At 69.7% G+C, this 26468-nt stretch carries 22 protein-coding genes and 1 pseudogene; 10 read left to right on the plus strand and 13 right to left on the minus strand.

Going from position 1 to position 26468, the window contains the following annotated elements:
* Positions 1 to 42 precede the first annotated feature (42 nt).
* On the minus strand, positions 43 to 2520 hold the full coding sequence (locus OG899_RS13540) for a DUF6049 family protein (RefSeq protein WP_125496697.1): 2478 nt from the start codon (positions 2518 to 2520) through the stop codon (positions 43 to 45).
* A 362-nt stretch (positions 2521 to 2882) separates the two neighbouring features.
* Between OG899_RS13540 and OG899_RS13545 the strand changes: the two genes are divergently transcribed.
* A complete protein-coding gene (locus OG899_RS13545; RefSeq protein WP_125496698.1) occupies positions 2883 to 4325 on the plus strand; it encodes a CCA tRNA nucleotidyltransferase in 1443 nt (480 codons plus the stop codon).
* A 126-nt stretch (positions 4326 to 4451) separates the two neighbouring features.
* Here OG899_RS13545 and OG899_RS13550 read toward each other — a convergent pair whose 3' ends face one another.
* The 3 genes from OG899_RS13550 to OG899_RS13560 form a co-directional block, all read right to left on the minus strand.
* On the minus strand, positions 4452 to 5726 hold the full coding sequence (locus OG899_RS13550; RefSeq protein WP_168131835.1) for an MFS transporter: 1275 nt from the start codon (positions 5724 to 5726) through the stop codon (positions 4452 to 4454).
* 84 nt (positions 5727 to 5810) lie between these two features.
* On the minus strand, positions 5811 to 6893 hold the full coding sequence (locus OG899_RS13555; protein ID WP_125496700.1) for an inositol-3-phosphate synthase: 1083 nt from the start codon (positions 6891 to 6893) through the stop codon (positions 5811 to 5813).
* A gap of 44 nt (positions 6894 to 6937) precedes the next feature.
* A complete protein-coding gene (locus tag OG899_RS13560) occupies positions 6938 to 7621 on the minus strand; it encodes a PadR family transcriptional regulator (protein WP_125496701.1) in 684 nt (227 codons plus the stop codon).
* A 399-nt stretch (positions 7622 to 8020) separates the two neighbouring features.
* Between OG899_RS13560 and OG899_RS13565 the strand changes: the two genes are divergently transcribed.
* Together OG899_RS13565 and OG899_RS13570 are read left to right on the plus strand one after the other, a co-directional pair.
* Entirely contained in the window at positions 8021 to 10690 is a 2670-nt protein-coding gene (locus OG899_RS13565) for a transglycosylase domain-containing protein (RefSeq protein ID WP_125496702.1), read from the plus strand.
* 129 nt (positions 10691 to 10819) lie between these two features.
* Positions 10820 to 12346: a glycosyltransferase family 87 protein gene (locus OG899_RS13570; protein WP_125496703.1), complete on the plus strand. Its 1527-nt coding sequence runs from the start codon at positions 10820 to 10822 to the stop codon at positions 12344 to 12346.
* Between the two features lie 106 nt (positions 12347 to 12452).
* On the opposite strand, the gene OG899_RS13575 is transcribed toward OG899_RS13570, so the two are convergent.
* From OG899_RS13575 to OG899_RS13585, 3 genes are all read right to left on the minus strand, one after another.
* Entirely contained in the window at positions 12453 to 13484 is a 1032-nt protein-coding gene (locus OG899_RS13575; protein ID WP_125496704.1) for an alanine racemase, read from the minus strand.
* 82 nt (positions 13485 to 13566) lie between these two features.
* Entirely contained in the window at positions 13567 to 14688 is a 1122-nt protein-coding gene (gene femX / locus OG899_RS13580; RefSeq protein WP_125496705.1) for a peptidoglycan bridge formation glycyltransferase FemX, read from the minus strand.
* A 145-nt stretch (positions 14689 to 14833) separates the two neighbouring features.
* Positions 14834 to 15154 (minus strand): hypothetical protein, encoded by a 321-nt coding sequence (locus OG899_RS13585; RefSeq protein ID WP_125496706.1) that lies wholly within the window; start codon positions 15152 to 15154, stop codon positions 14834 to 14836.
* 266 nt (positions 15155 to 15420) lie between these two features.
* Here OG899_RS13585 and rpsF point away from each other — a divergent pair, with 266 nt between their 5' ends.
* From rpsF to rplI, 4 genes are all read left to right on the plus strand, one after another.
* The gene (gene rpsF / locus OG899_RS13590) at positions 15421 to 15711 is read left to right on the plus strand and encodes a 30S ribosomal protein S6 (protein ID WP_125496707.1); all 291 of its coding nucleotides are present in this window, start codon (positions 15421 to 15423) and stop codon (positions 15709 to 15711) included.
* An 80-nt stretch (positions 15712 to 15791) separates the two neighbouring features.
* A complete protein-coding gene (locus OG899_RS13595; protein WP_125496708.1) occupies positions 15792 to 16340 on the plus strand; it encodes a single-stranded DNA-binding protein in 549 nt (182 codons plus the stop codon).
* Between the two features lie 80 nt (positions 16341 to 16420).
* Positions 16421 to 16657: a 30S ribosomal protein S18 gene (gene rpsR, locus OG899_RS13600; RefSeq protein ID WP_003949403.1), complete on the plus strand. Its 237-nt coding sequence runs from the start codon at positions 16421 to 16423 to the stop codon at positions 16655 to 16657.
* A gap of 18 nt (positions 16658 to 16675) precedes the next feature.
* A complete protein-coding gene (rplI, locus tag OG899_RS13605) occupies positions 16676 to 17122 on the plus strand; it encodes a 50S ribosomal protein L9 (RefSeq protein ID WP_125496709.1) in 447 nt (148 codons plus the stop codon).
* A gap of 266 nt (positions 17123 to 17388) precedes the next feature.
* Here rplI and OG899_RS13610 read toward each other — a convergent pair whose 3' ends face one another.
* A complete protein-coding gene (locus tag OG899_RS13610; RefSeq protein ID WP_125496710.1) occupies positions 17389 to 18726 on the minus strand; it encodes an MATE family efflux transporter in 1338 nt (445 codons plus the stop codon).
* 461 nt (positions 18727 to 19187) lie between these two features.
* On the opposite strand from OG899_RS13610, the gene dnaB reads away from it, so the two are divergent.
* The 3 genes and pseudogenes from dnaB to OG899_RS13625 all read left to right on the plus strand — a co-directional run bounded on the left by dnaB (position 19188) and on the right by OG899_RS13625 (position 22366).
* The gene (gene dnaB, locus OG899_RS13615; protein WP_168131834.1) at positions 19188 to 20663 is read left to right on the plus strand and encodes a replicative DNA helicase; all 1476 of its coding nucleotides are present in this window, start codon (positions 19188 to 19190) and stop codon (positions 20661 to 20663) included.
* A 22-nt stretch (positions 20664 to 20685) separates the two neighbouring features.
* Positions 20686 to 20808, plus strand: a pseudogene (locus OG899_RS13620) (alpha/beta hydrolase); the annotation flags it as partial.
* Between the two features lie 172 nt (positions 20809 to 20980).
* Positions 20981 to 22366: a serine hydrolase gene (locus OG899_RS13625; RefSeq protein WP_168131833.1), complete on the plus strand. Its 1386-nt coding sequence runs from the start codon at positions 20981 to 20983 to the stop codon at positions 22364 to 22366.
* A 59-nt stretch (positions 22367 to 22425) separates the two neighbouring features.
* Here the strand turns inward: OG899_RS13625 and OG899_RS13630 are convergent, their stop codons facing one another.
* From OG899_RS13630 to OG899_RS13650, 5 genes are all read right to left on the minus strand, one after another.
* Positions 22426 to 22881, minus strand: a complete 456-nt coding sequence (locus OG899_RS13630) for a GNAT family N-acetyltransferase (protein WP_125496713.1) — start codon at positions 22879 to 22881, stop codon at positions 22426 to 22428.
* A 50-nt stretch (positions 22882 to 22931) separates the two neighbouring features.
* Positions 22932 to 23423 carry a MarR family winged helix-turn-helix transcriptional regulator gene (locus OG899_RS13635; protein WP_125496714.1) on the minus strand — a complete coding sequence of 164 codons (492 nt, stop codon included), beginning with the start codon at positions 23421 to 23423 and terminating at the stop codon, positions 22932 to 22934.
* Between the two features lie 298 nt (positions 23424 to 23721).
* Complete coding sequence (locus OG899_RS13640) at positions 23722 to 24588, minus strand: GNAT family N-acetyltransferase (protein ID WP_125496715.1); 867 nt, start codon at positions 24586 to 24588, stop codon at positions 23722 to 23724.
* A 183-nt stretch (positions 24589 to 24771) separates the two neighbouring features.
* A complete protein-coding gene (locus OG899_RS13645) occupies positions 24772 to 25254 on the minus strand; it encodes an NUDIX domain-containing protein (RefSeq protein ID WP_168131832.1) in 483 nt (160 codons plus the stop codon).
* A gap of 87 nt (positions 25255 to 25341) precedes the next feature.
* Complete coding sequence (locus OG899_RS13650) at positions 25342 to 26247, minus strand: LysR family transcriptional regulator (RefSeq protein ID WP_125496717.1); 906 nt, start codon at positions 26245 to 26247, stop codon at positions 25342 to 25344.
* Between the last annotated feature and the right edge of the window lie 221 nt (positions 26248 to 26468).

The raw sequence follows: 26468 nt of genomic DNA on the forward strand, positions 1-26468 counted from the left end.
TACCCCACCTCATCGTCCCGGGCCGCTGCGGCCACGACATGCTCAACGGTCCACTTTCTCACCCGTGCCGGACGGGGCGGCGTCACCTGCCGCGGTGTCCGGGGCCGGGTCACTCGGCTGCTCGGAGGCGTCCGTCCGGCTGCGGGGGCCCGACTCCTTCGAGAGACGTCCGGCGGTGGCGCCGGAGTTCTCCTGCCGCACCGCTTCCTGGGGGGCGCCGTGCTCTCCCTCAGGTGTCGCGGCCGTGCCGGACGCGTCTGCGTTGCCGGCACCGTCCCCGGCGTCGTCGCGGGCCTCCTCGAGGTCCTGGGCGCCCTCCGCTTCCTGCCGGGCGGCGGCGCGCTTGCGCTGGGTGTACATCCGGAAGCCGGCGAGGACGAGCAGCAGCACGCCGCCGCCGATGACCAGCATCACCGTGGCGGTGATCTCGGTGACCTTGACGTCGAAGGTGACCGGGGCGCCGTACTCCTGGCCGTCCTCGGTGTACAGCTGGGCGATCACCGCCACCGGGCCGTTGGCGTTGGCCGACGTGGTGAACTTCACGGACTGGCTGTGGCCGCCGGAGACGGAGATGGGCTGTTCCGCCCAGGCCTGCCCGCCGATCTTCAGACGGGTGGGGTTGGTCGACGTCAGCCGCAGCACCAGATGGTCGACGCCCTGCACCAGGTTGTTCTGTACGGTCACCGGGATGGTGGCGCTGTGCCCGGAGAGCTTGGTCTCCGACTTGTCGATCAGCTTGACCTCGTCGGAGAGGCTGTCGAGATACGTCTCCACGCCGTTGCGGAAGTGCGCCGCGGCGTCCCCACGGCCCCGCCAGGAGGTGGCCATCTCACGGTTCAGGGCCCGGCCGAACGGGGTGACGACCCGGGACGGGTAGGTGAGGACGACCTGGAACGTGTCGACCTTCCCCTGGGTCCGGGCGATCGCCGCGAAGGCGGAACGCGGCAGTTCCTGCTTGCGCAGCGACGACGGGTAGTGCGAGGCCGACGGAATCCGGTTGGTGGCCGCGGGATCCGGCTTGGCCTTGGCGGCCGCGGACAGGTTCTGGAACTCCGACCAGGTGCTGTGCTGCAGCGCGGTCAGCGCCTGCGCCATGGCCTGGGCCTGGCTCGCGCTGGGCATGCGCTGCGGGGCGACGACGATGCTGCGCTGCTTGCTCGTCTGGGCGGTGAGCTCCAGGCTCTGGGCGAGGAACCGCTGCACGGCGAGCGTGCGGGCCCCGGCGCTCGACAGATCGCCCTCGAACGCCGTCGACAGCTGGGCGTCGGCCACGATCGCCGTGGTGCCCCCGCCGATCGGACGGGCCGCGGACGGCGTGTACGTCAGGCCGCTGCTCTCCTTGAGGCTGTCGCTGCGGGCGATGACGGTGTCGGCACCCGCCGAGGTGGCGACCCGGATGATCGACGGGTCGACGGCGCCGTCCGCGGGCCAGGCGTAGTCCGTGGACGGTTTCACGTGCAGGATCGTCTCCACCGTCTCGGCGGCGACGTCGGTGGCGTTCTTCAGCTGGCTGAGCGAACCGGTGACGCTGGTGCCGTGGTGGGCGAGAGAAGCCAGGTCCGGGTCGCCGAACGGCAGCGCCACAACCTCCTTGCCGGCCACCGCCTGCTGCAGCTCGGCGAGCCACTGCTTGGCCTCGGCCTGGTGGGTGCCGGCGACGGGCGTGCTGTCGGCGTCGGTCTGGATGCGGTAGCTGCGGGTCATGGCATCGACGGATGCCAGCAGGTCCGGGTCGATCACCCAGGTGACGTCGAGGCTCTTGCCCAGCTCCAGCATCCGCTCCAGCCGGCCGCCGGGGGAGATCTCCCGGGCGAGGGTGTCGTCGAGGAACACCGGTGTCTGCTGGGCGCCGGGTCCGGTCTCCGCCGTCATGTGGACCGTGGACACCAGTGGCCACAGGAACGTCGTCTTCGTCCTGGTGTCCGCCCCGTCGGGCTGCCAGGGCAGGAACGTGTGCTGGATGCCCAGCACCTGCTCCCAGGGCTGGGAGGAGGTGCGGCCCGAGAGCGAGACGGAGAAGGCGTAGACCCCGTCCGCGCCGAGGTGCAGTTTGCCGACCGGCACGGAGAGGGTGAAGCGCTGAGAGACGCCGGGAGCCAGCTCGGGGAACTTCTGGGCGTACTTGTCGTCGATCTCGTTGCCGTCGACCGTCGGATCGAAGCCGGTGCGGTCGGCGACGTCGTCGATCGCGGAACGGGTGCTCAGACGCGATCCCACCCGCAGGCCCACATGGGCGTCGGTGATCGGCTGCTTGCCCTTGTTGGTCACCGTGCCCGAGACGGTCAGCGTGTCTCCGTCGGAGGGGGCACTCGGGCTGAGCGAGTCGAGGGACACGGCCACGGTGCGCGATCCGGAGGCGGCCTGAGCGGCACCCTGCCCCGCGGCCCGTGCCGTCGGGGCGGCCGACAGCTGGAGCAGACCGGCCAGCAGGGGCGCCCCGGCGAGCAGTGCACCTGCTCTGCGCAGCCAGCGACGGGCAGGTGAGGGACTGGTTCCCTGGAAATCTGCCGCCTCGGCCACGCGCTCGTCCGTCCCTCGTCGTCAGTGGTCGTCAGTCATGTGCGTCCAGGCATGGTAACGAGGCGCGCGGAGCGGAAGTGCCGCGGAGGCGGCCACATGATCAGCGGGTGGGACCGACTGCCCCGCATGTCCGCCCATCCGGGGATGCTGTGGGGTGCGTCACGACAAGACGGGCTCGCCCCGGTGCGTCGTCCTCTGCGGTTCCTGCCGCATCCGTGCCGATCCCGAGGGCAACAAGGACGGTCCCGAGGTGCAGGAAAGATCTCGGACGCGTGAGAAGAGGCGGGAGCCCTGGTGAGGAGAGGGCGAGCTGCTCGGGCGAGCGGACCCGGCCGGGGCCGGGCCACGTACCCTTTCCTGTTGTGCCGAACGCCAACGACAACACTTCCTCTGCCCTGAGCCAGGCGCAGCAGCGCGCGGTGAGCGAGCTGCTGCGGGTGGCGCCCGTCGCCGACGATCTCGCGCGCCGCTTCCAGGAAGCGGGGTTCTCCCTCGCCCTGGTGGGCGGCTCCGTCCGGGACGCGCTGCTCGGCCGGCTCGGCAATGACCTGGACTTCACCACGGACGCCCGCCCCGAGGACGTACTGAAGATCATGCGTCCCTGGGCGGACGCGGTGTGGGAGGTCGGGATCGCGTTCGGCACGGTGGGTGCCCAGAAGCACGGCTACCAGATCGAGGTGACCACCTACCGCTCCGAGGCCTACGACCGGACCTCGCGCAAGCCCGAGGTGTCCTACGGCGACTCCATCGAGGACGACCTGGTCCGGCGGGACTTCACCGTCAACGCGATGGCGCTGGCCCTGCCGGAGAAGAAGTTCATCGATCCGCATCGCGGTCTGGAGGACCTGGCCGCGCGGGTGCTGCGCACTCCCGGGACCCCCGAGGAGTCCTTCTCGGACGACCCGCTGCGCATGATGCGGGCCGCGCGCTTCGCCGCCCAGCTCGACTTCGAGGTGGCACCCGAGGTCGTCGCGGCGATGACGGAGATGGCCGGGCGCATCGAGATCGTCTCCGCCGAGCGGATCCGGGACGAGCTGAACAAGCTGCTCCTGTCGGCCCGGCCGCGCAAGGGCCTGACCCTGCTCGTCGACACCGGTCTCGCCGAGCGGGTGCTGCCCGAGCTGCCGGCCCTGCGCCTGGAGAGCGACGAGCACCACCGCCACAAGGACGTCTACGACCACACGCTGATCGTCCTCGAGCAGGCGATCGCGCTGGAGGACGACGGCCCCGACCTCACGCTGCGGCTGGCCGCGCTGCTGCACGACATCGGCAAGCCCCGCACCCGGCGCTTCGAGAAGGACGGCCGGGTCTCCTTCCACCACCACGAGGTGGTCGGCGCCAAGATGACCAAGAAGCGCCTGACGGCCCTGAAGTACCCCAATGAGGTGATCAAGGACGTCTCGCGCCTGGTTGAGCTGCATCTGCGTTTCCATGGCTACGGGACCGGTGAATGGACGGACTCCGCGGTCCGCCGCTATGTCCGCGACGCCGGGCCACTCCTGGAGCGGCTGCACAAGCTGACGCGCTCCGACTGCACCACCCGCAACAAGCGCAAGGCGGCCGCGCTCTCCCGGGCCTACGACAGCCTGGAGCAGCGCATCGCGCAGCTGAAGGAGCAGGAGGAGCTGGACGCCATCCGCCCGGACCTCGATGGCAACCAGATCATGGAGATCCTGGGCATCAAGCCGGGTCCGGCCGTCGGTCGCGCCTACAAGCACATGCTGGAGCTGCGCCTGGAGCACGGCCCGATGGAGCACGACGCGGCGGTGGCGGCCCTGAAGAAGTGGTGGGCCGAGCAGAGCTGAGACCGGCCGGTCAGGTCCTGTTTCACGTGAAACGGGACCGCGAGGGGGCGGTGTTTCACGTGAAACACCGCCCCTGTGCGTGTCCATGAAGCAGCGGACCGTGCCCGTCGCCGGGAACCGCTCTCCTCAGGTGACCCTTGACGGGCGAGAAGGCCGGCCCATCCCCGCAGCGACCACCGCATAGATCACAGCGACCATGACCACCAGCCAGGGTGAGCGGCCGTCCGGCGGCAGCATCAGAGCGGCTACCCCCGCAGCGCCCACGAAGGCGACGTTGAACAGCACGTCGTAGACGGAGAAGATCCGGCCGCGGAAACCGTCCTCGACCGTGGACTGCACGATCGTGTCCGTGGCGATCTTCGCCGCCTGGGTGGTCAGCCCCAGCACGAAGGCCGCGACCAGCAGCGGACCGGCGACGAACGGAAGACCCAGTGCGGGCTCCAGGACCGCGGCCGCGAGTGCGCAGACCACGATCCAGCGGACCGGGCCGAGCCGTCCGGCCGCCCACGGGGTGACCACGGCCGCGAGGAAGAACCCCGCCCCCGAGAGCGCCAGGGCCAGTCCGAGCAGACGCAGCCCCTCCTGGGTGCTGGAGGTCAGGCCGTAGCGGCAGAGCGTCAACAGCAGGACGGTCAGCGCGCCATAGCAGAAGCGCATCAGGGCCATGGCCGCCAGCGCCCGGGCGGCGATCCGGCGCGGTGGTTCCCGCAGATGCGCCACGCCCGCGATCAGCCCGCGTGCCGTACCGGTCAGGGCCGTACCGAGCGAGGGCCGCGCCGCCTCCCGGTCGGGGCCGAGCAGATCCGGCGCCATGAGCAGGGACACCAGGGCCGCGCACAGATACAGAACGGCGCCGAGCAGCACCACGGCCGCGTCGGGGTCCGCCCCGGCCAGGCGCAGGACGAAGGCGAGGCCGCCGCCCGCGAACGCGGCCAGTGAGCCCGCCGTCGGCGACAGGGAGTTCGCCATCACCAGCCGCTCGGCGTCGACCACGCGTGGCAGTGCGGCGGACAGCCCCGCCAGGACGAAGCGGTTCACCGCGGTGACGCAGAGCGCGGAGACATAGAAGAGCCGGTCCGGGACGGCGGCCGTCATCAGTACGGCTGTGGTGGCCGCCAGCAGCGCGCGCAGCAGATTGCCGTGGAGGAACACCTGGCGGCGCCGCCAGCGGTCCAGCAGCACACCGGCGAACGGGCCGACGAGCGAGTACGGCAGCAGCAGCACGGCCATCGCCGAGGCGATCGCGGCGGGCGACGTCTGTCTCTCCGGGGAGAAGACGACATAGGTGGCCAGTCCCACCTGGTAGACGCCGTCGGCTCCCTGGGAGAGCAGCCGTATCGCGAGCAGCCGCCGGAAGTCCCGGATGCGGAGCAGCGTGCGCAGATCACGGACGACGGCCATGCGGCCCACCCTCACATACGGGAGGGCTCCCGCGGCGACCGCCGCGGGAGCCCTCCCGGCCCTGGCAGGAGCGTTCGGCGCGGCTCAGCGCTCGACCTCGCCGCGGATGAACTTCTCGACGTTCTCGCGGGCCTCGTCGTCGAAGTACTGGACCGGCGGGGACTTCATGAAGTAGGAGGAGGCGGACAGCACGGGGCCGCCGATGCCGCGGTCCTTGGCGATCTTCGCGGCACGCAGGGCGTCGATGATGACACCGGCGGAGTTCGGGGAGTCCCAGACCTCGAGCTTGTACTCCAGGTTCAGCGGGACGTCACCGAAGGCGCGGCCCTCCAGGCGGACATACGCCCACTTGCGGTCGTCCAGCCAGGCCACGTAGTCGGACGGGCCGATGTGGACGTTCTTCTCGCCCAGGTCCCGGTCGGGGATCTGAGAGGTGACGGCCTGCGTCTTGGAGATCTTCTTGGACTCCAGGCGCTCGCGCTCGAGCATGTTCTTGAAGTCCATGTTGCCGCCGACGTTCAGCTGCATCGTGCGGTCCAGGATGACGCCCCGGTCCTCGAACAGCTTGGCCAGGACGCGGTGCGTGATGGTGGCGCCGACCTGCGACTTGATGTCGTCACCGACGATCGGCACGCCCGCCTCGGTGAACTTGTCGGCCCACTCCTTGGTGCCGGCGATGAAGACCGGCAGGGCGTTGACGAAGGCGACCTTGGCGTCGATGGCGCACTGGGCGTAGAACTTCGCCGCCTCCTCGGAGCCGACCGGAAGGTAGCAGACGAGGACGTCGACCTTCTTGTCCTTCAGGACCTGGACGACGTCGACCGGCTCCTCGGCGGACTCCTCGATGGTGGCGCGGTAGTACTTGCCGAGGCCGTCGAGGGTGTGGCCGCGCTGGACCGTCACACCGGTGCGGGGAACGTCGCAGATCTTGATGGTGTTGTTCTCCGACGCGCCGATGGCGTCCGCGAGATCCAGGCCGACCTTCTTCGCGTCGACGTCGAAGGCGGCGACGAACTCGATGTCCCGCACGTGGTAGTCACCGAACTGCACGTGCATCAGGCCCGGGACCTTGGACGCCGGGTCGGCGTCCTTGTAGTACTCGACGCCCTGCACCAGCGATGCGGCGCAGTTGCCCACGCCGACGATGGCTACGCGAACCGAACCCATTCCGGTTGCTCCCTGTGTGTGTTCTCGGTGAAGCCCGACGGGCCTCACGTGGCGGTGTCGCCGGGCGTATCCGGACGGGGGGAGTCCCCCGTCCGTGGCAGGCCGCCCGACGCTCCCTGTGTGGTGTCGAGCGGAGCGGTCCTCCCGGAGCCGGACCCTCTCAGGTCCCGGCCCGCCCGCTCGCTCTCGATGAGCTCGTTCAGCCAGCGCACTTCGCGCTCCACGGACTCCATCCCGTGGCGCTGGAGCTCGAGGGTGTAGTCGTCGAGGCGCTCCCGGGTGCGTGCGAGGGAGGCACGCATCTTCTCCAGGCGCTCCTCCAGCCGGCTGCGACGCCCCTCCAGCACGCGCATCCGCACATCCCGCGACGTCTGCCCGAAGAAGGCGAACCGTGCGGCGAAGTGCTCGTCGTCGTAGGTGTCGGGGCCGGTCTGGGAGAGCAGGTCCTCGAAGTGCTTCTTACCTTCCGCCGTCAGCCGGTAGACGATCTTGGCGCGGCGCCCCGCAAGAGGAGCGGCCGGGGCGTCCTCGCCGGCGCTGTCCCTCTCCTCCGCCAACCAGCCGTTGGCGACCAGCGTCTTGAGGCAGGGGTAGAGCGTCCCGTAGCTGAAGGCGCGGAAGACACCCAGTGACGTATTGAGTCGTTTGCGCAGCTCGTAGCCGTGCATCGGGGATTCGCGGAGCAGACCGAGTACGGCGAACTCAAGGATTCCGGAACGCCGGCCCACTGTCGCCTCCTCTCTGCCGCGACCCGGGACCGGTGGATGCCGCTCCGGGAGCCGTGACGGTCTTTATCTCGTGCTGATGTATCGACTCGATACATCTCGACGATAGAGGTGCCCCACGCGTGCGACAAGAGGGGACATGGTGAACGGGATCACATCACTGTTGCGGTGGTGGCAAGTTGCCTGATTTGGGGTGAACTTCGAGGCACGGCGTGTTGTGGCGGTGCGTAGTCTGTGCGCCATGCAAACCGCCGGGAACCGAGTGACGCCTGGGGATGTCCTCGTCCCTGGTGTCGTACGGGTGGATGCGCGACCGACCTCACCTGTACGTCGGGGGGACCGGAAACCAGCCGCCGTTTCCAGGCGCGCACGGATGCGCCTGCCCGAGGAGTACATCGTTCGATGAGCGAGCACCGTCGCAAACCGCCGCAGCCGCAAGGAGGCGGACGAGCCGCGGCCCGGCGCGGCCACTCGGCCGGCCGCCGCGCGGCACCGCGAGGCGCCCACGGATCCCCCGCCGACTCCTACGGGTCCACGTCCTATGGATCGGGCTCGTACGGACCGGGAGGCGAGGCACGCCCGTACGGCGGACGTGCCGCTGCCCGGCGAGCGGCACAAAAAAGCGGTGGTCGGCGCAGAGCGGCGGGTCCTGGTGGCCCCAATCGATCCCGTGGGCGCGGTCGTGCTGCACCTCCGGGACGCAAGCGGTTCATCGACTACCCGCGGTCCGGCAAGTACGGCTGGCAGCGCTGGATGCCGTCGTGGAAGCTGGTCGCCGGGTTGTTCGTCGGCATCGTCGGCAGCCTGGTCGCGGTGGCCGGACTCGGGTACGCGACGGTGCAGGTGCCGGACGTCGCCAAGACCGCCCAGGCGCAGAACAACGTCTACTACTGGTCCGACGGTTCCGAAATGGTCCGGACCGGTGGTGAGATCAACCGCCAGATCCTGAACATCTCCGACATTCCCAAGGACATGCAGAATGCGGTGATCTCTCAGGAGAACAAGACCTTCTGGGACGACAGCGGTGTCGACCTCAAAGGCATCGCCCGGGCCCTGGTCAACATGGCGCGGGGCGGACAGACCCAGGGTGGTTCCACCATCACCCAGCAGTACGTCAAGAACGCCATGCTGAACGACCAGTCGCAGACGATTTCCCGCAAGTTCAAGGAGATCTTCGTCGCGATCAAGGTGGGCACCAAGGTCCCGAAGAGGGACATCATGGCCGGCTACCTCAACACCTCGTACTACGGACGCGGCGCCTACGGTATTCAGGCCGCCTCGCGTGCGTACTTCAACAAGGACGCCAAGGATCTCAACGCCGGCGAGTGCGCGTTCCTCGCGGCCATGCTCAAGGGCGCCACCTACTACGACCCTGCCGGTGCGACCTCCATCGACCCGGGGGCCACGCCCGAGGCGAACGAGAAGCGCGCCTTCGCACAGATGCAGGACACGCTCGACAAGATGGTCGAGTACGGCTACCTGAGTTCAACCGAGCGGGCCAAGTACACGACCCTGCCGAAGTGGCAGAACCCGCGTTCCAACACGCAGCTCAGCGGCCAGATCGGCTACCTCGTCGACCTCGCCAAGGCCTACATCATCAACAACACGCACATCACCGCGGACGAGCTGCAGCAGGGCGGCTACCAGATCCACACCACCTTCGACAAGAAGAAGGTCGAGGAGCTGGAGAAGTCCGTCAAGGAGATCCGACAGGAGAACATCAAGCCCGACGAGCGGCCGGAAACCGACACCCACGTCCAGTTCGGCGGCGCCTCCGTGGACCCGAAGACGGGCGCCATCGTGGCGATCTACGGCGGTGAGGACGCCACCAAGCACTTCACCAACAACGCCGACGCCACCGGTGCGCAGGTCGGCTCGACGTTCAAGCCGTTCGTGCTGGCGGCGGCCATGCGCGACGGCGTGCGCAACCCGCACCTGGGGCCGACGCAGGGTCCCGAGGAGCGCACCCCGGTGTCCGTCAAGAGCCGCTACAGCGGCAAGAACCTGCTCAAGATCAAGAATTACGACGGCACCGTCTGGACGAACGAGAAGGGCGAGGAGTGGCTGCAGCGCAATGACGGCAACGAGTCGATCGGTGAGCCGCCGGACTTCATGGTCGACCTGCGCGAGGCCATGCGGCAGTCCGTGAACTCCGCCTTCGTCCAGCTGGGCATGGATGTGGGCCTGGACAAGGTCAAGCAGGCGGCGCTCGACGCCGGACTGCTCAAGAGCAGCCTGACCGGCACCACCTACCCGTCCTTCTCCATCGGTATCTCCGACCCGAGCGCCATCCGGATGGCGGCGGCCTACGCCACCTTCGCCGCCAGCGGCAAGCAGAACGACCCCTATTCGGTCGAGAAGGTCGTGAACCAGGACGGCACGGTCTACACGCACGAGAGCAAGCCGAAGCAGGCCTTCACCGCCGCGGTGGCCGACAACGTCACCGATGTGCTGAAGACCGTGGTCGACAAGGGAACCGGTACCAATGCGCGGCTGCCCGGGCGTCAGGTGGCCGGCAAGACCGGTACCACGGACGGCAACAAGTCCGCGTGGTTCGTGGGGTACACCCCGCAGCTGTCCACCGCGATCAGCATGTTCCGCCTCGACGACGACGCGAACAACAAGCAGCGCACGTTCCTCGAGATGTACGGAACCGGTGGCCAGGAGAAGATCCACGGCGCCTCGTTCCCTGCCGAGATCTGGCACGACTACATGGAGCAGGCACTCAAGGGCGAGCCGGCCGTGCCGTTCCCGACGCCGCAGCCCATCGGCAAGGTCATCAACGGCGAGCCTTCGCCCACTCCGACCCCGTCGGCCTCCACGAGCCCGTCGCCGTCGCCCTCGGTGACGCCGTCGCCCAGCGCGACGGAGACCTCTCCGTCGCCCACGCCGACCGAGTCGCACTGCGGCTTCTTCGGCTGCCCCGACGACGGCGGTCAGACCGGTGACAACGAGGGCAACGGCGGCGCGGACGGCGGCTTCCCGACGCCCACCCCCACCGAGTCCGACACCGACGGACAGGGCAACAGCCGTGGCAACGGCAATGGAGGCTGGTTCGGAGGCCGCGACTAGCGGACGCGGCTTTCCGGACCCGCCTTGACGGGAACCTCACCCATCGCGGTTTCACGTGAAACGTGGGCCGTCGCACCGACCGTGCGGCGGCCCACACGTATTCCCGGCCGGGTACGGCAGGATGGCGGCATGCCACGTGCTGAATCGACGCAAGCGAGCGTGCACCAGCCCGACCCCGGCCCGGTCAGGCCGACCCAGGAGGACCCGGTCGCCGCGGCCGGCAGCGAGCTGATCGGCGGCCCCGTCGGCCGGTTCGCTCTCCTCGGGACATCGTGGTGGACCCCGATACGGGTCGTCGCGCTCGTCGCGATCGGCATGTTCGCGCTGGGCCTGGTCCAGAAGGCACCGTGCTACCACAGCGCCTGGTTCTTCGGTGCCAGCTCGCAGTACACCAAGGCCTGCTACTCGGACATCCCGCACCTGTACCAGGGGCGCGGCTTCGCCGACGGCCTGGTGCCCTACTTCGACCGGCTCCCCGGCGACATGCCGTACCTGGAGTACCCGGTGCTGACGGGCCTCTTCATGGAGGTCGCCTCCTGGCTCACCCCGCACAGCGGCAGCATGCAGCACCAAGAGCGGTGGTACTGGATGGTCAACGCCGGGATGCTCATGGTGTGCGCCTCCGTCATCGCCGTCTGCGTGGTGCGCACGCACGCCCGGCGGCCCTGGGACGGCCTGCTGGTCGCCCTGGCGCCGGCCTTCGCCCTCACCGCGACCATCAACTGGGACCTGCTGGCCGTCGCCCTGACGGCGGCCGCGATGCTGATGTGGTCACGGGGCCGCTCCCTCGCCTTCGGTGTCCTGCTGGGCCTCGCCACAGCGGCCAAGCTCTACCCGGTCCTGCTGCTCGCCCCGCTGCTCTTCCTGTGCTGGCGTGCGGGCCGATGGCGGGAGTACGGCCGTGCCCTCGCCGGTGCCGTCGTCGCCTGGCTGGTGGTGAATCTGCCGGTGCTGGCCTTCGCCCAGGAGGGCTGGTGGCAGTTCTACCGGTTCAGCCATGACCGGGGCGTGGACTTCGGTTCGTTCTGGCTGATCTGGGCGCAGAACTCCAGCAATCCGCCCAGCACCGACTTCGTGAACACCACCGCCTCGCTCCTGGTGGTGCTCTGCTTCCTGGGCATCGCGGCCCTGGCGCTGACCGCGCCGCGCCGGCCGCGCTTCGCCCAGCTGGCCTTCCTCGCCGTGGCGGTCTTCATCCTCACCAACAAGGTCTATTCGCCGCAGTACGTGCTGTGGCTGGTGCCGCTGGCCGTGCTGGCCCGTCCCAAGTGGCGGGACTTCCTGATCTGGCAGGCCTGCGAGGTGGTGTACTACCTCGGCATCTGGATGTACCTCGCGTACACCACCAGCGGAGACGCGCACAAGGGACTGCCGGTCGACGGCTACCACTGGGCGATCGCCGCGCACCTGGCCGGGACGCTCTATCTGTGCGCCGTGGTCGTCCGCGACATCCTGCGCCCGGACCGGGACGTGGTGCGCCGTGCCGGGGACGACGATCCCTCGGGCGGTGTCCTGGACGGTGCCGCGGACGTGTTCGTCCTCGGCCGTGCGGCCCGGCCCGCGGCCCCCGCAGCGCCGGGCGATGTGCCGCAGGTGCGGTGGGGCGGCGGAGCGGCGCCCGGCGGAGTGGCGTCCGCGGGGGACCGTCCGGTCTGAGCGGGCGACGCATCACGCATCGAAGGCCGCATCCGGCAGCGTGCGCCGGGTGCGGCCTTCGTATGGGTGCCGGAGGCTCTCGGGCGGGGAGCCTCCGGCCGCGCGGTCAGCGGTCCACGAGACGGTCGAACTGCGTGGTGGTGTGCCGCAGATGGGCCACCAGCTCGTCGCCGACCTTGGGTTCCGGGGCGTCCGCCGGGATGAAGAGGATGGAGACCTGCATGTGCGGCGGCTCGGCGAACCAGCGCTGCTTGCCGGCCCAGACGAACGGCGACAGATTCCGGTTCACGGTGGCCAGGCCGGCCCGGGCGACCCCCTTGGCCCGCGGCATGACGCCGTGCAGCGCCTTCGGCGCCTCCAGGCCCACACCGTGGGACGTGCCGCCCGCCACCACGACCAGGAACCCGTCGGAGGGGGCCTTCTGCTGCCGGTAGCCGAAGCGGTCGCCCTTGGACACCCGGGTGACGTCCAGCACCGCGCCGCGGTACTCGGTGGCCTCGTGGTCGCCGAGCCACAGCCGCGTGCCGATCCGGGCGCGGAACCGGGTCTGCGGGAACTGCTGCTGCAGGCGGGCCAGTTCCTCGGTCTTGAGGTGGCTGACGAACATGGTGTGCAGCGGGAGCCGGGCCGCCCGCAGCCGGTCCATCCAGCCGATGACCTCCTCCACGGCGTCCGAGCCGTCGGTACGGTCCAGCGGCAGGTGGATGGCGAAGCCCTCCAGGCGCACGTTCTCGATGGCGGCGTGCAGCTGCGGCAGGTCCTGCTCGGTGACCCCGTGCCGCTTCATCGAGGACATCACCTCGATGACGACCCGCGCCCCCACCAGGCCGTACACGCCGTCGACCGACGACACCGAGCGGATCACCCGGTCCGGCAGCGGCACCGGCTCCTCGCCACGCCGGTAGGGCGTGAGCACGAGCAGATCGCCGCTGAACCAGTCCTTGATGCGCGCGGCCTCGTACGTCGTGCCGACGGCGAGGATGTCCGCACCCAGGCGGGTGACCTCCTCCGCCAGCCGCTCGTGTCCGAAGCCGTAGCCGTTGCCCTTGCAGACCGGGACCAGTCCCGGGAACTGCTCCTGCACGTGCTTGTGGTGCGCCCGCCAGCGCGCGGTGTCGACATAGAGCGTGAGCGCCATGGCCGGACCGGAACCTTTCTCGTGGCTGCGGTGTGTCAGAAGTAGGGATGAGGTCGACGGAGTCGAAGCGGGAAATGCGAGGTCAGCGGCGGGACATGTAAATGTCCAGCGCCTTGTGGAGCAGCTTGTTCAGCGGGAAGTCCCACTCGCCGAGATACTCGGCGGCCTGCCCACCGGTGCCGACCTTGAACTGGATCAGACCGAAGAGGTGGTCGGACTCGTCCAGCGTGTCGGAGATGCCCCGCAGGTCGTAGACGGTGGCGCCGAGCGCATAGGCGTCGCGCAGCATCCGCCACTGCATGGCGTTCGAGGGCCGGACCTCACGGCCGATGTTGTCGGAGGCGCCGTAGGAGTACCACACGTGGCCGCCGACGATCAGCATCGTCGCCGCGGCCAGGTTCACGCCGTTGTGCCGCGCGAAGTACAGCCGCATGCGGTTGGGGTCCTCGGTGTTCAGCGCCGTCCACATGCGCTGGAAGTACGACAGCGGGCGGGGCCGGAAGTGGTCGCGCACGGCCGTGATCTCGTACAGCCGCTGCCACTCCTCCAGGTCGTGGTAGCCGCCCTGGACGACCTCCACGCCGGCCTTCTCCGCCTTCTTGATGTTGCGGCGCCACAGCTGGTTGAAGTTCTTGTGCACCTCTTCCAGGGAACGGTTGGCCAGCGGCACCTGGAAGACGTAGCGCGGCTGGACGTCACCGAAGCCGGCACCGCCGTCCTCGCCCTGCTGCCAGCCCATCCGGCGCAGCTTGTCGGCGACCTCGAAGGCACGGGGCTCGATGAAGTCGGCCTCCATGTCCCGCAGGCGCTTGACGTCCGGGTTCTGGATGCCCTTCTTAATGGTGTCCGCGTTCCAGCGGCGGATGATCACCGGCGGGCCCATCTTCACCGAGAAGGCGCCCTGCCGCTTCAGGTGCGCCAGCATCGGCTGGATCCAGTCGTCGAGGTTCGGTGCGAACCAGTTGATGACCGGACCCTCGGGCAGATAGGCGAGATAGCGCTTGATCTTGGGCAGCTGCCGGTAGAGGACGAGGCCGACACCGACCAGCTCACCCGTACGGTCGTCGAACCACCCCAGGTTCTCCGAGCGCCATTCCGCCTTGACGTCCGCCCACGCCGGGACCTGCATGTGGCTCGCCGCCGGCAGGCTCTGGATGTAGGCCAGATGCTGCTCTCGACTGATGGTCCTCAGGGTCAGGCTCATTCGGGGCGCTCCTCGGGCTGGCGTGTCCCCATGGATCAGGGGCTCCGGCTCTCGGCAGAGCCTACTGCGCCTGTGATGCGGGCCGGTTGGGCCTGGGCCAACCGGCCCTGTGAAGGAGCACCCGCGGCCGCCCGGGGCGGTGCGCTCAGCCGCCGACGAACCCCGAGGTGAGATCGCTGTGCGCGAGGCCGAGGAAGAGGCCGATCGCGGAGGCGCCGAGGCCGAGAACCAGGCCGAAGCGCTCACGTGTGGTCACCGAGATGAACTGGCCGTATCCGCCGGCCACGACGCCGACGATTCCGGTGCAGACGGTCAGCAGATGGAGCCCCGGGAAAGCGGCGGTGATGAGGGAGACCAGGCCGAGGAGCACGGTCACGGCCAGCAGTGCGTCCGGCAGCGGGTGGGGCTTGCCGTCGGTGGCCAGCAGACCGCTGCGCTGTTTGACGGGGCGCATCATCTGAGCCATGGCGGGACCTCCTGTCCGAGGCGATGGGCACTTCGCCCTGCATCACCCGATGTGTACAAATTGTGTCCCCTCAGGCCCGGATTTCAACCGTACGGCGGTTGCCGGGTAGTCTGTAGCTTCTGCACTGGTGCCCGTCGTCCGGTACGGCCGAGTGGACCCCTCTGTCAGTGGGGCCTGGTTTACTCGGTGACACCGGTGCCAACGCATCATGACCCTCCTGCCACGGAACGACCGTGGCCGCTGAGTCCAAAGGAGGTGGGTTCCACATGCGTCACTACGAGGTGATGGTCATCCTCGACCCCGATCTCGAGGAGCGCGCTGTCTCCCCGCTGATCGAGAGCTTCCTCTCCGTCGTCCGTGACGGTGGCGGGAAGATCGAGAAGGTCGACACCTGGGGTCGTCGTCGTCTCGCGTACGAGATCAAGAAGAAGCCCGAGGGCATCTACTCGGTCATCGACCTGCAGGCCGAGCCTGCGGTCGTCAAGGAGCTCGACCGCCAGATGAACCTGAACGAGTCGGTCCTCCGGACCAAGGTCCTCCGTCCCGAGACCCACTGAGCCTCTCCGCTCAGCCGGCCTCGGGATTCGAGTAGCAGCACGCACCAGCAGCCAGCAGCACACCCGCCGAGAGGTTCCCCATGGCAGGCGAGACCGTCATCACGGTCGTCGGCAATCTCGTCGACGACCCCGAGCTGCGCTTCACCCCCTCGGGTGCGGCGGTCGCGAGGTTCCGCGTCGCATCCACGCCCCGCACCTTCGACCGCCAGACGAACGAGTGGAAGGACGGCGAGAGCCTCTTTCTGACCTGCTCGGTCTGGCGTCAGGCGGCGGAGAACGTCGCCGAGTCGCTTCAGCGAGGCACGCGCGTCATCGTGCAGGGCCGGCTGAAGCAGCGGTCCTACGAGGACCGTGAGGGCGTCAAGCGCACGGTCTACGAGCTGGACGTCGACGAGGTCGGCGCCAGCCTCCGCAATGCCACGGCCAAGATCACCAAGACCGGCGGTCGTGGTGGCCAGGGCGGCTACGGCGGCGGTCAGCCTGGTGGCGGCTGGGGCGGCGGCCCGCAGGGCGGTGCTCCCGCCGACGACCCGTGGGCGACCGGCGCTCCCGCCGGTGGCAACCAGGGCGGCGGCTGGGGCGGCGGCCCGCAGGGCGGCGGCGGCTACTCGGACGAGCCCCCCTTCTAGTCCGTCGTTCCGGTCCTCGGACCGGAACGGGGCGAGGGCGGGTCGTTACCCAGACTTCTTGATCACACAGGAGAAACACCATGGCGAAGCCGCCTGTGCGCAAGCCCAAGAAGAAGGTCTGCGCATTCTGCAAGGACAAGGTCACGTACGTGGACTACAAGGACACGAACATGCTGCGGAAGTTCATCTCCGACCGCGGCAAGATCCGTGCCCGCCGCGTGACCGGCAACTGCACGCAGCACCAGCGTGACGTCGCCACGGCCGTGAAGAACAGCCGTGAGATGGCGCTGCTGCCCTACACCTCCACCGCGCGCTAAGGGAAGGGTGAGTCACTCATGAAGATCATCCTTACCCACGAGGTCTCCGGCCTCGGCGCCGCGGGCGACATCGTCGACGTCAAGGACGGTTACGCTCGCAACTACCTGATCCCGCGGAAGCTCGCGATCCGCTGGACCAAGGGTGGCGAGAAGGACGTCGAGCAGATCCGTCGTGCTCGCAAGATCCACGAGATCCAGACCATCGAGCAGGCCAACGAGATCAAGGCCCAGCTCGAGGGTGTGAAGGTCCGCCTGGCCGTCCGCTCCGGCGAGTCCGGCCGTCTCTTCGGTTCCGTCACCCCGGCCGACATCGCTTCGGCCATCAAGGAGGCCGGCGGTCCCGAGGTCGACAAGCGCCGCATCGAGCTGGGTGCGCCGATCAAGACCCTGGGCGCCCACGAGACGTCCGTGCGTCTGCACCCCGAGGTTGCCGCCAAGGTCAACATCGAGGTCGTCGCGGCCTGATCGTCGCGTTCGGCAGCGTCAGCTGGGAAAGGGCCGTACCCGCTTCCGTCGGGTACGGCCCTTTCGCGTGCGGTCCGTCTCGGCGAGGCGAGGAACGGTGCGCGACCCCGCCGCCCGAGGGAGCCGGCGGTGGTGTGCCGGTATGCCGGGACGGTGAGCTGCCCCCACGGTCTCGTTTCACGTGAAACGGCTGCTTCGGGGCACACAGCACCGCGTTTCGTCTTCCGCGTCTCGCCACGACCCTGGCGAGACGCGCCCGTAGCTCCTCAGCGCGTCGCCCCGGTCACCACCCAACGGCCGGAGCGGGACCGCAGCCACAATGTCAGCAGCCGCACCGCCATCATCAGCGTCATCGCGCCCCACAGTGCGGTGAGCCCTCCGCCGATCCATGGCACCGCCAATGCGGCCGGGGTGAACACCGCCAGAGTGATCAGCATGGCCCAGGCCAGATAGGGGCCGTCCCCGGCACCCATGAGTACACCGTCGAGGACATAGACGACCCCGCAGATCGGCTGGGCGAGGGCCACCACCAGCAAGGCCGGCAGCGCGGTGGACGTGACGGCGGAGTCGTCGGTGAACAGGGGAAGGAACACCGGCCGGGTGACGATCACCAGCAGGCCGAGGACCACACCGACCGCGATGCCCCACTGGACCATGCGACGGCAGGCCTGCCGGGCGCCGTCGGCGTCCTCGGCCCCCAGATAGCGGCCGATGATGGCCTGCCCGGCGATCGCGATCGCGTCCAGGGCGAAGGCCAGCAGGCTCCACAGCGACAGGATGATCTGGTGGGCGGCGACGTCGGCGTCGCCGAGGCGGGCCGCGACGGCCGTCGCGATCATCAGGATGGCCCGCAGGGACAGCGTCCGCACGAGCAGGGGTGCCCCGGCCTGTGCGGAGGCCTTGATGCCGGCGGCGTCCGGGCGCAGCGAGGCTCCGTGTCTCCGGGCTCCGCGCACGACCACGGTGAGGTAGACCGCGGCCATCCCGCACTGGGCGATCACGGTGCCCCAGGCAGATCCCGCGATGCCGAGACCGGCGCCGTAGACCAGGCCCGCGTTGAGCGCGGCATTGGTGACGAACCCCGCGACGGCGACCGCGAGCGGTGTCCTGGTGTCCTGCAGTCCGCGCAGCACACCTGTGGCGGCCAGGACGATGAGCATCGCCGGGATGCCCAGGGCGGAGATGCGCAGATAGGTGGTGGCGTACGGAGCGGCGGTCGGCGAGGCGCCGAAGAGTTCCACCAGGGCGGGGGCGGTGGGCAGGACGACCACGATCACCGCCGCGCCGAGCAGCAGGGCCAGCCAGATGCCGTCCATGCCCTGCTGGATGGCGGCTTTGAGGTCGCCCGCTCCGACGCGGCGGGCCACGGCGGCCGTGGTGGCGTAGGCGAGAAAGACGAAGACACTGACGGCGGTGGTCAGCAGGGCGGAGGCGACTCCGAGTCCGGCGAGCTGTGCCGTGCCGAGATGACCGACGATGGCGCTGTCGGCCATGACGAAGAGCGGCTCGGCGACCAGCGCGCCGAAGGCCGGGAGAGCCAGGGCGATGATCTCTCGGTCGTGCCGCCGCCGGGAGGCCGTGGGGCGTGCGGGGGCCTGTGTCATGGGCGTCAATCCAATCATCCACAGGTAAGGAATGCAAAGCCCATGCGCACCTTACTTTCCGTCTCATGCCGTGCACATGCGCCCACCGTTCGCAGCGATTGTGGGCCGAGGGGGGAAGTTTTTCTTCTGCACAGCCCGTGGATGGCAAAAGCCCAGGTCGGAGGGGTCTTTCCCGGGGAGCCGCGGTCTTGTTCACAGCGCTGTCCACCATGTCGTGCACAGGTTTCGCGGAGTTGTCCACAGCATCAGGCCAGTCGTCCACATGGCCTGTGGATAACCAGATTGGCTGACGGTGCCCGGGGGCCTACCGTGGTCCGGCGCCCGCTCTGTTCGACACCGGCTGGTGCACCCGCACGACATGACGCCGGGAACCGGAGTGAGGCTTCTCGGTCTGTCAGTGCCGTGCCGTAGAAAGAACGCGCACGGCGAGGTCCGCTCGGCGGACGGGAGGAGGTCGCTCGGTGAGCATGTCCGAGCCCCTGGACAGCCCGTGGGCCGACAGCGGACCCGGCGACCGTCTGCCCGCCTCCCGTCGGCGCCCCGATGCCGGCCGCCGTGAGGAACAGCACGAGCGCGGCCGGGAGGACGACCGGTGGGACGGCGCGGGGTCGTCGTTCGAGCGTGTCCCTCCGCAGGACCTCGAGGCGGAGCAGTCGGTCCTCGGCGGCATGCTGCTGTCGAAGGAGGCCATCGCCGACGTCGTCGAGATCCTCAAGGGCCACGACTTCTACAAGCCCGCCCACGAGACGATCTACCAGGCCATCCTCGACGTCTACGCACGCGGCGAGCCCGCCGACCCCATCACCATCGCCGCCGAGCTGACCAAACGCGGCGAGATCAACCGTGTGGGGGGCGCCTCCTATCTGCACTCCCTCGTGCAGGCCGTGCCCACGGCGGCCAACGCCGCCTACTACGCGGAGATCGTGCACGACCGGGCGGTGCTGCGCCGCCTGGTGGAGGCCGGTACGCGGATCACACAGATGGGGTACGCCGCGGACGACGACGTCGACGAGATCGTCAACCGCGCCCAGGCCGAGATCTATGCGGTCACCGAGCAGCGCACCAGCGAGGACTACCTGCCGCTCGGCGACATCATGGAGGGTGCCCTCGACGAGATCGAGGCGATCGGCTCGCGCAGCGGCGAGATGACCGGTGTCCCCACCGGTTTCACCGACTTTGACGCGCTGACCAATGGCCTGCACCCCGGTCAGATGATCGTCATCGCCGCCCGCCCCGCCATGGGCAAGTCCACCCTCGCGCTGGACTTCGCCCGGACGGCGGCGATCAAGCACAACCTGCCGAGCATCATCTTCTCGCTGGAGATGGGCCGCAACGAGATCGCGATGCGCCTGCTGTCCGCCGAGGCCCGCGTCGCTCTGCACCACATGCGCTCGGGCACGATGACCGACGACGACTGGACCCGGCTGGCCCGCCGGATGCCGGACGTCTCGGCGGCTCCGCTCTACATCGACGACTCCCCGAACCTGTCGATGATGGAGATCCGCGCCAAGTGCCGCCGCCTGAAGCAGCGCAACGACCTCAAACTGGTCGTCATCGACTACCTCCAGCTGATGCAGTCGGGCAGCACCCGGCGGGCCGAGAGCCGTCAGCAGGAGGTCTCGGAGATGTCCCGGAACCTCAAGCTGCTCGCCAAGGAGCTGGAGATTCCGGTCATCGCGCTCTCCCAGCTCAACCGCGGTCCCGAGCAGCGCACCGACAAGAAGCCGATGGTGTCCGACCTGCGTGAGTCCGGCTCCATCGAGCAGGACGCCGACATGGTCATCCTGCTGCACCGCGAGGACGCCTACGAGAAGGAGTCCCCGCGGGCCGGCGAGGCCGACCTGATCGTCGCCAAGCACCGCAACGGCCCCACGGCGACGATCACGGTCGCCTTCCAGGGGCACTACTCGCGGTTCGTGGACATGGCCCAGACCTGACCCGGGGTGTGCCGGGGCGCCGGCGGACCGGCTTGTGCTCGCGTGCGGAGAGGACTCACGCGGCGAGCTGCCCTACTGTCCGGCCGCCTTCCTGGCCGAGTGTCTGGGCGCGCGGCTGACGCACTTCCCCGGCGGGCACTCCTGACTGACCACACACCCCACCGATTTCGGGAACACCGATTTCGGAAAACATCTGCTGATGGTCTTTCAGTCCTGACTGCCCCTGCCGTGCGGTTTCACGCGGGTGGTGGGCCGCGCGGCGGCCGAGCGGTGAAATGGGCTCGACGGGGTGCGGTCCCACCCGATGGACTGGGGGAATGACATCACGTGAGGATGAGTTGCTGCCCGGCACCCGCCGGGCCCTGTCGCACCGGATCGCCGTGGCCCAGGCCGAGGGGCGGGCGCCGTCGCTCGTCGCCGCGGTGGTACGGGACGGACAGACGGTCTGGCACGGTGCCCGTGCGGGGGTCGGCGGCCACGTCCCCGACGAGACCACCCAGTACCGCATCGGATCGATCACCAAGACCTTCACCGCCGTACTCGTCATGCGGCTGCGGGACGAGGGCGTCCTCGACCTCGGGGACCCGCTGGAGAAGCACCTGCCGGGAACCGGTGCCGGAGAGGCCACGATCGCCGACCTGCTGTCGCACACCGGCGGCCTGGCCGCCGAGTCACCCGCACCCTGGTGGGAGCGCACCCCCGGGTCCTTGCGGCCGGAGCTGGCCGACGTCCTGGGGGACGATCCGTTGCGGCACCCGGTCGGCCGGCGGTTCCACTACTCGAATCCCGGCTACACCGTGCTCGGAGCACTGGTGGAGAAGCTGCGCGGCGCGGCCTGGGAGGACGTCCTCCGGCGCGAGGTGCTCGACCCGCTGGGGCTGACGCGCACGAGCAGCCGTCCCACGGCACCGCATGCGGCCGGCTGGGCGGTGCACCCCTGGGCCGATGTGCTGCTGCCCGAGCCCGCCGAGGACCTCGGCCGGATGGCTCCCGCCGGGCAGTTGTGGTCCACCACGGGCGACCTCGCCCGGTTCGCCGCCTTCCTCGCCCGGGGTGACGAGCGGGTGCTGAGCGACGCGTCCCTGCGGGAGATGCGGACCCCGGCGGCTCCGCCCGAGGCCGCGGACGTGACGACGGGGTACGCCTACGGTCTGGGGCTGGAACTGCGGCGGTCGGACGAGCGGCTCCTGGTGGGCCACTCCGGGTCCCTGCCGGGCTTCGTCGCGTCGCTCACCCTCGCCCTGGACGACGATGTGGCCGCCGTGGTGCTGGCCAACTGCACCTCCGGTGTGCCGGTGGTGGCGGTGGGGGCCGATCTGGTCCGGATCGTCGCCGAGGCCGAACCGCGCATCCCGGAGCCCTGGCGGCCGCTGCGGGAGGTCGATCCGTCCGTGCTGGAGCTGGCCGGGCCGTGGTACTGGGGCACGCACGCGTTCGGGCTGCGGCTGACCGCCGACGGGTTGGTCTCGCTGGAGCCGCTGTCCGGAGTCGGCCGGCGTTCCCGGTTCCGGCCGAACGGGGACGGGACCTGGACGGGACTGGAGGGCTACTACGCCGGCGAGGTGCTGCGACCGGTGCGGCGCGCGGACGGTTCCGTGGACCACCTGGACCTCGGGTCGTTCGTGTTCACCCGGCAGCCGTACGACCCCGATGCGGCGGTGCCCGGCGGCGTCGACCCCGAGGGATGGCGGGGCCTCGCGTAGGCCAGGACGCCGGACGAAGGAGGCCGGGGCCTGTTTCACGTGAAACAGGCCCCGTGCCGTCAGCGCAGCGGAAGCTTGAAGCCCACGTGGGACGCCTCGAAGCCGAGCCGCTCGTAGAAGCGGTGCGCGTCCCTGCGTGTGCTGTCGGACGTCAGCTGCACCAGCCGGCACCCCAGACGGCGGGATTCTTCGATGGCCCACTCGACGAGCCGTGTGCCCAGGCCGTCCCCTCGGGCGTCGGCGTGGATGCGCACGGCCTCGATGATCGACCGGGTGGCACCTCGCCGTGACAGGCCGGGGACGACCGTCAGTTGCAGGGTGCCGACGACGCGGCCGTCGCGGACGGCGACGACCAGGTGCTGGTTCGGGTCCGTGCGGATCCGTTCGAAGGCTGCCAGGTACGGTGCAAGATCGTCCGGCGACTCCCGCTGCGCGCCCAGTGGGTCGTCCGCGAGGAGGGCGACGATGGCGGCGACGTCGTCGGCGACGGCCCGCCGTATGTCGAGATAGCTCATGGGCGCACCCTAGGGACTTCTCCCGGGGAGCACACCGGGTTCGGGGACCCTCAGGACGCCACAGCGGTGGACGGACGATCCTGGACGGCCGGGGTCTTCAGGGACTCCACGGCTCGGACCAGAGGTTCCAGTTCCGGGTTCTTCGCGGCCTCGTCGAGTGCCTCGCGCAGCGCGGCGTCGTTGGTGGGCCGGGCCTCTTCCAGCAGGGCGAGACCGGCCTCCGTGACATTGGTGTAGATACCGCGGCGGTCGGTGGGGCACAGATAGCGCTCCAGCAGCCCGCGGTCCTCGAGCCGGGTGACGAGACGAGTGGTGGCGCTCTGACTCAGGACGACCGCGTCGGCGACCTGCTTCATCTGCAGATGACCGCCGTCGCCGTCGTGCTGGCGGCTCAGCACGTCGAGCAGAGAGTACTCGCGGACGCTCAGGCGGTGCTTGGACTGCAGAGCGCGCTCGATGTGCGCCTCGATCTTCCCGTGCAGCAGGGAGAGGGCGCACCAGCCCTGGGCGAGGGCGGTGAGCTCGGGGTCCGTCGCTGTCATGAGCGTTTCCTCCATCCCGGGGGCTGCATCCAGAGTAAGGCAGGGTGCAAGAGACGGCGTCTGCTTCCATTCCGCGTGCGCAAGCAGCGACGCGGCAGATCGGGCGAGCGACGGTGGGCGAGGCATGCGCGGCAGTGGCGTCCGGTCCTTCGCGGGCGGGTCCCGGCGTGGCCGGACGGCCCGGCGGTGGACCCGTACGGACCGGCCCGGACAGCAGAACGGGACCCGAGGCGATACGGGTGACGCCTCAGGCCCCGTCCGCCGTCCCAGCGGGGACGACGGCGCTCGGACGCGCTGTTCAGCCGGCCGCCACGGTCAGCGGGGCGAACCGGCGGGTCCAGTCCCCCGGCAGCTCAGGTGTGCCGTGAGCCATCACCGCCTGGACGGAGACCGAGGCCAGGCCGCGCTGCTTCAGCCAGGCGAGCAGTTCGGCGTGGCGGACGTCGATGTCGGTGCGCAGCGGCCGGTCCGTACGGGTGGCGAGGAAGGAGACCAGGGCCTTCGCCGTCTCGGTGTCCCGTGCGATGAGCGGCCCGACGACCTGGGTGTCCGTGTTCGGCCAGGCCCCGGCATAGCCGATGAGTTCCCCCCGGTCCTCGGCGACGCAGAGATGGTCGGTGAAGGCGGGCAGCCGGGTGATGACCGGGGTGCGGTCGGCCCCGAAGACCTCTCCGTCCAGCCGGAGGATGCGCGGCAGGTCCTCCGCGGTGGCCGCGCGGGTGGTGATGCGTGCGGGCCCTTCTTCTTGTTGGAAGGTCCCGGAGACCGTCTCGGCGCTGCCGATGGCCTTGAAGCCGACCTTTTCGTAGAGAGGGCGGCCGTTCTCCGTCGCATACAGGGTCAGCGGGGTGGTGCCCGCCGTCGACAGGACGTGACGCATCAGCCGGCGGCCGATGCCCTGCCGTTCGTGCCGTTCGGCGACGAGGACCATGCCGATGGCAGCCAGCTCGGTGCGCCCCGGAGGGCCGTAGGGGGTGACGACACAGGCGGCGACCAGACCTCCGGCGGGGTCGTCGATGCCGTATCCGTTGCCGGCGGTCAGGAGGAAGCTCCACTTGTGTTCGTCGCGGAGCCACCCCCGGCTCTCGGACAGGTCGGCGCAGGCGGGCAGATCCCGCAGCGTCAGGCGGCGGATGGGCAGATCGGCAGGGGAAGGAGTCGACACGCAGGTCAGGCTGTCCGACCGGCCGGGCCGGCGTCCACTTCACCAGGCCGGACGGACGTGCTTTTGGCCACGCCGTCGCGGCCCGCCGGACCGGCGGACGGGGCCGTCCACATGTGCCGGAGCCGGGCAGCAGGGGGCTCGGGCCTCGCCCATGGTCCGGTCACGGGGAGCGCCGGTCACGGGTCAGCCGAGATCGGCGGCGTGCAGGGCACGGACGCCCTCGATGTTCGCGTCCAGGTAGTGCCGCAGCGACACCGGCACCAGATGGACGGAGGCGATCCCGACCCGGGTGAACGGCACACGGACGATCTCGTACTCGCCGGAGGGCTCCTCCATCTCGGGGCCGTGCCGGAGCGAGGCATCCATCGACTCCAGCCGGCAGACGAAGAAGAACTGCACCTTCACCCCGGTGGCACCGCCGTCCACGCCGATGTGCTCCACGGTGTCCAGGAAACAGGGCACCACATCGGTGATCGTCGCGCCCAGTTCCTCGTGTACTTCACGGCGGAGTGCGTCGACGAGAGTCGCATCGCCCGGCTCGACTCCCCCACCAGGAGTGACCCAGTAGGGATCCACACCCGGTTTGGTGCGCTTGATCAGGATCAGGTCGTCGCCGTCGAGGAGAACGGCTCGGGCGGTGCGCTTGACCACGGGGCGGACGGTCATGCGTGAAATGTGGCCCGCGTGGTTCCACGTGAAACCTTGTGCGCCGTCACCTCACGGGAGCCTTCCCGTACCGCTCCACGAGAAGGATCAGCACCAGTCGGCTGCCGCCCGCAGCAGCCACTCATGGGCACGGGCGATGTTCGGCATGGCCAGGGTCCCGGTGCGTACCACCAGGAAGTAGGTGCGCAGCGGCGGGACCGGCGGGTCGTGCAGCGTCACCAGGTGCCCCTGCTTCAAGGCGTCGGTGCACAGATAGCGGGGCAGTACCGCGAGCCCGGCACCGGACGCCGCACAGGCGAGGACCGCGCGCAGGTCGGGAACGATCACGGCACCGGACGCGGTCGGCTGGGTGTCGAAGACCGAGGCCCAATAGCGGGACACGAACGGGAGCGACTCGTGGACCTCCACCACGGGGACGCTCTCCAGGGCCTGAACGTCCTGGTGAGCCAGGGGCACGGTGCCGAGCTGCTCGGCCCAGCGTGGTGCCGCGACCAGGACATGCTCCTCGTCGCACAGCGGCGACGCCGTGAACAGTCCGCCCCGTGGCCGTGCCGTGCTGATGGCCAGGTCGTGGTGCCCGGCGGACAGCCCCTCCAGGACTTCCTCGGCGTTCCCGAAGGACGCCCGCAGAGCGAACCCCTGGCCGTCCTCGCCGGTCAGTTGCGTGAGGGCGGGCAGGGCCCGTTCGGTGGTGAACTCGGGCGGTCCCGCCAGGTGCAGCGAACGCAAGGAGGACTCGTCGTCGAGTCCGGACTCGGCGATCTCCACCAGGGCATCCAGATGAGGCGCGGCCTTGTGGGCCAGCTCGTCCCCGACGGAGGTGGGGGTCACACCGCGCGCCTGGCGCAGGAACAAGGGGCGGCCCAGTTGTCTTTCGAGCGTCCGGATCTGGGAGGTGACGGCCGGCTGGGACAGGCCCAGCAGGGCAGCCGCGCGGGTGAAGGAGCCCGCCCGGTGGACGGTCACGAACGTGCGCAGCAACGCCAGATCCACGGCGCGTCCTCCCCTCCCGGCGCTCTCCGTCCGGCCGACCGCGTGCCAACTATAAATATGTCGATAGGCCTCTGTCGCTTCTGTGATTGGACACTGACAGCGAGTCAATTAGCCTAGGTCACACGGTTCTTCGCGCGCGCTGAACCGAAGGCGGTCCGAGCCGCGAGGGGGGAGGCTCGGACCGCCGTCGTCGCCTGTCCGGGCACCGGTGAGGCGCGCCC

Source organism: Streptomyces thermoviolaceus, assembly GCF_045209695.1.
GTDB classification, from domain to species: Bacteria; Actinomycetota; Actinomycetes; order Streptomycetales; family Streptomycetaceae; genus Streptomyces; species Streptomyces thermoviolaceus.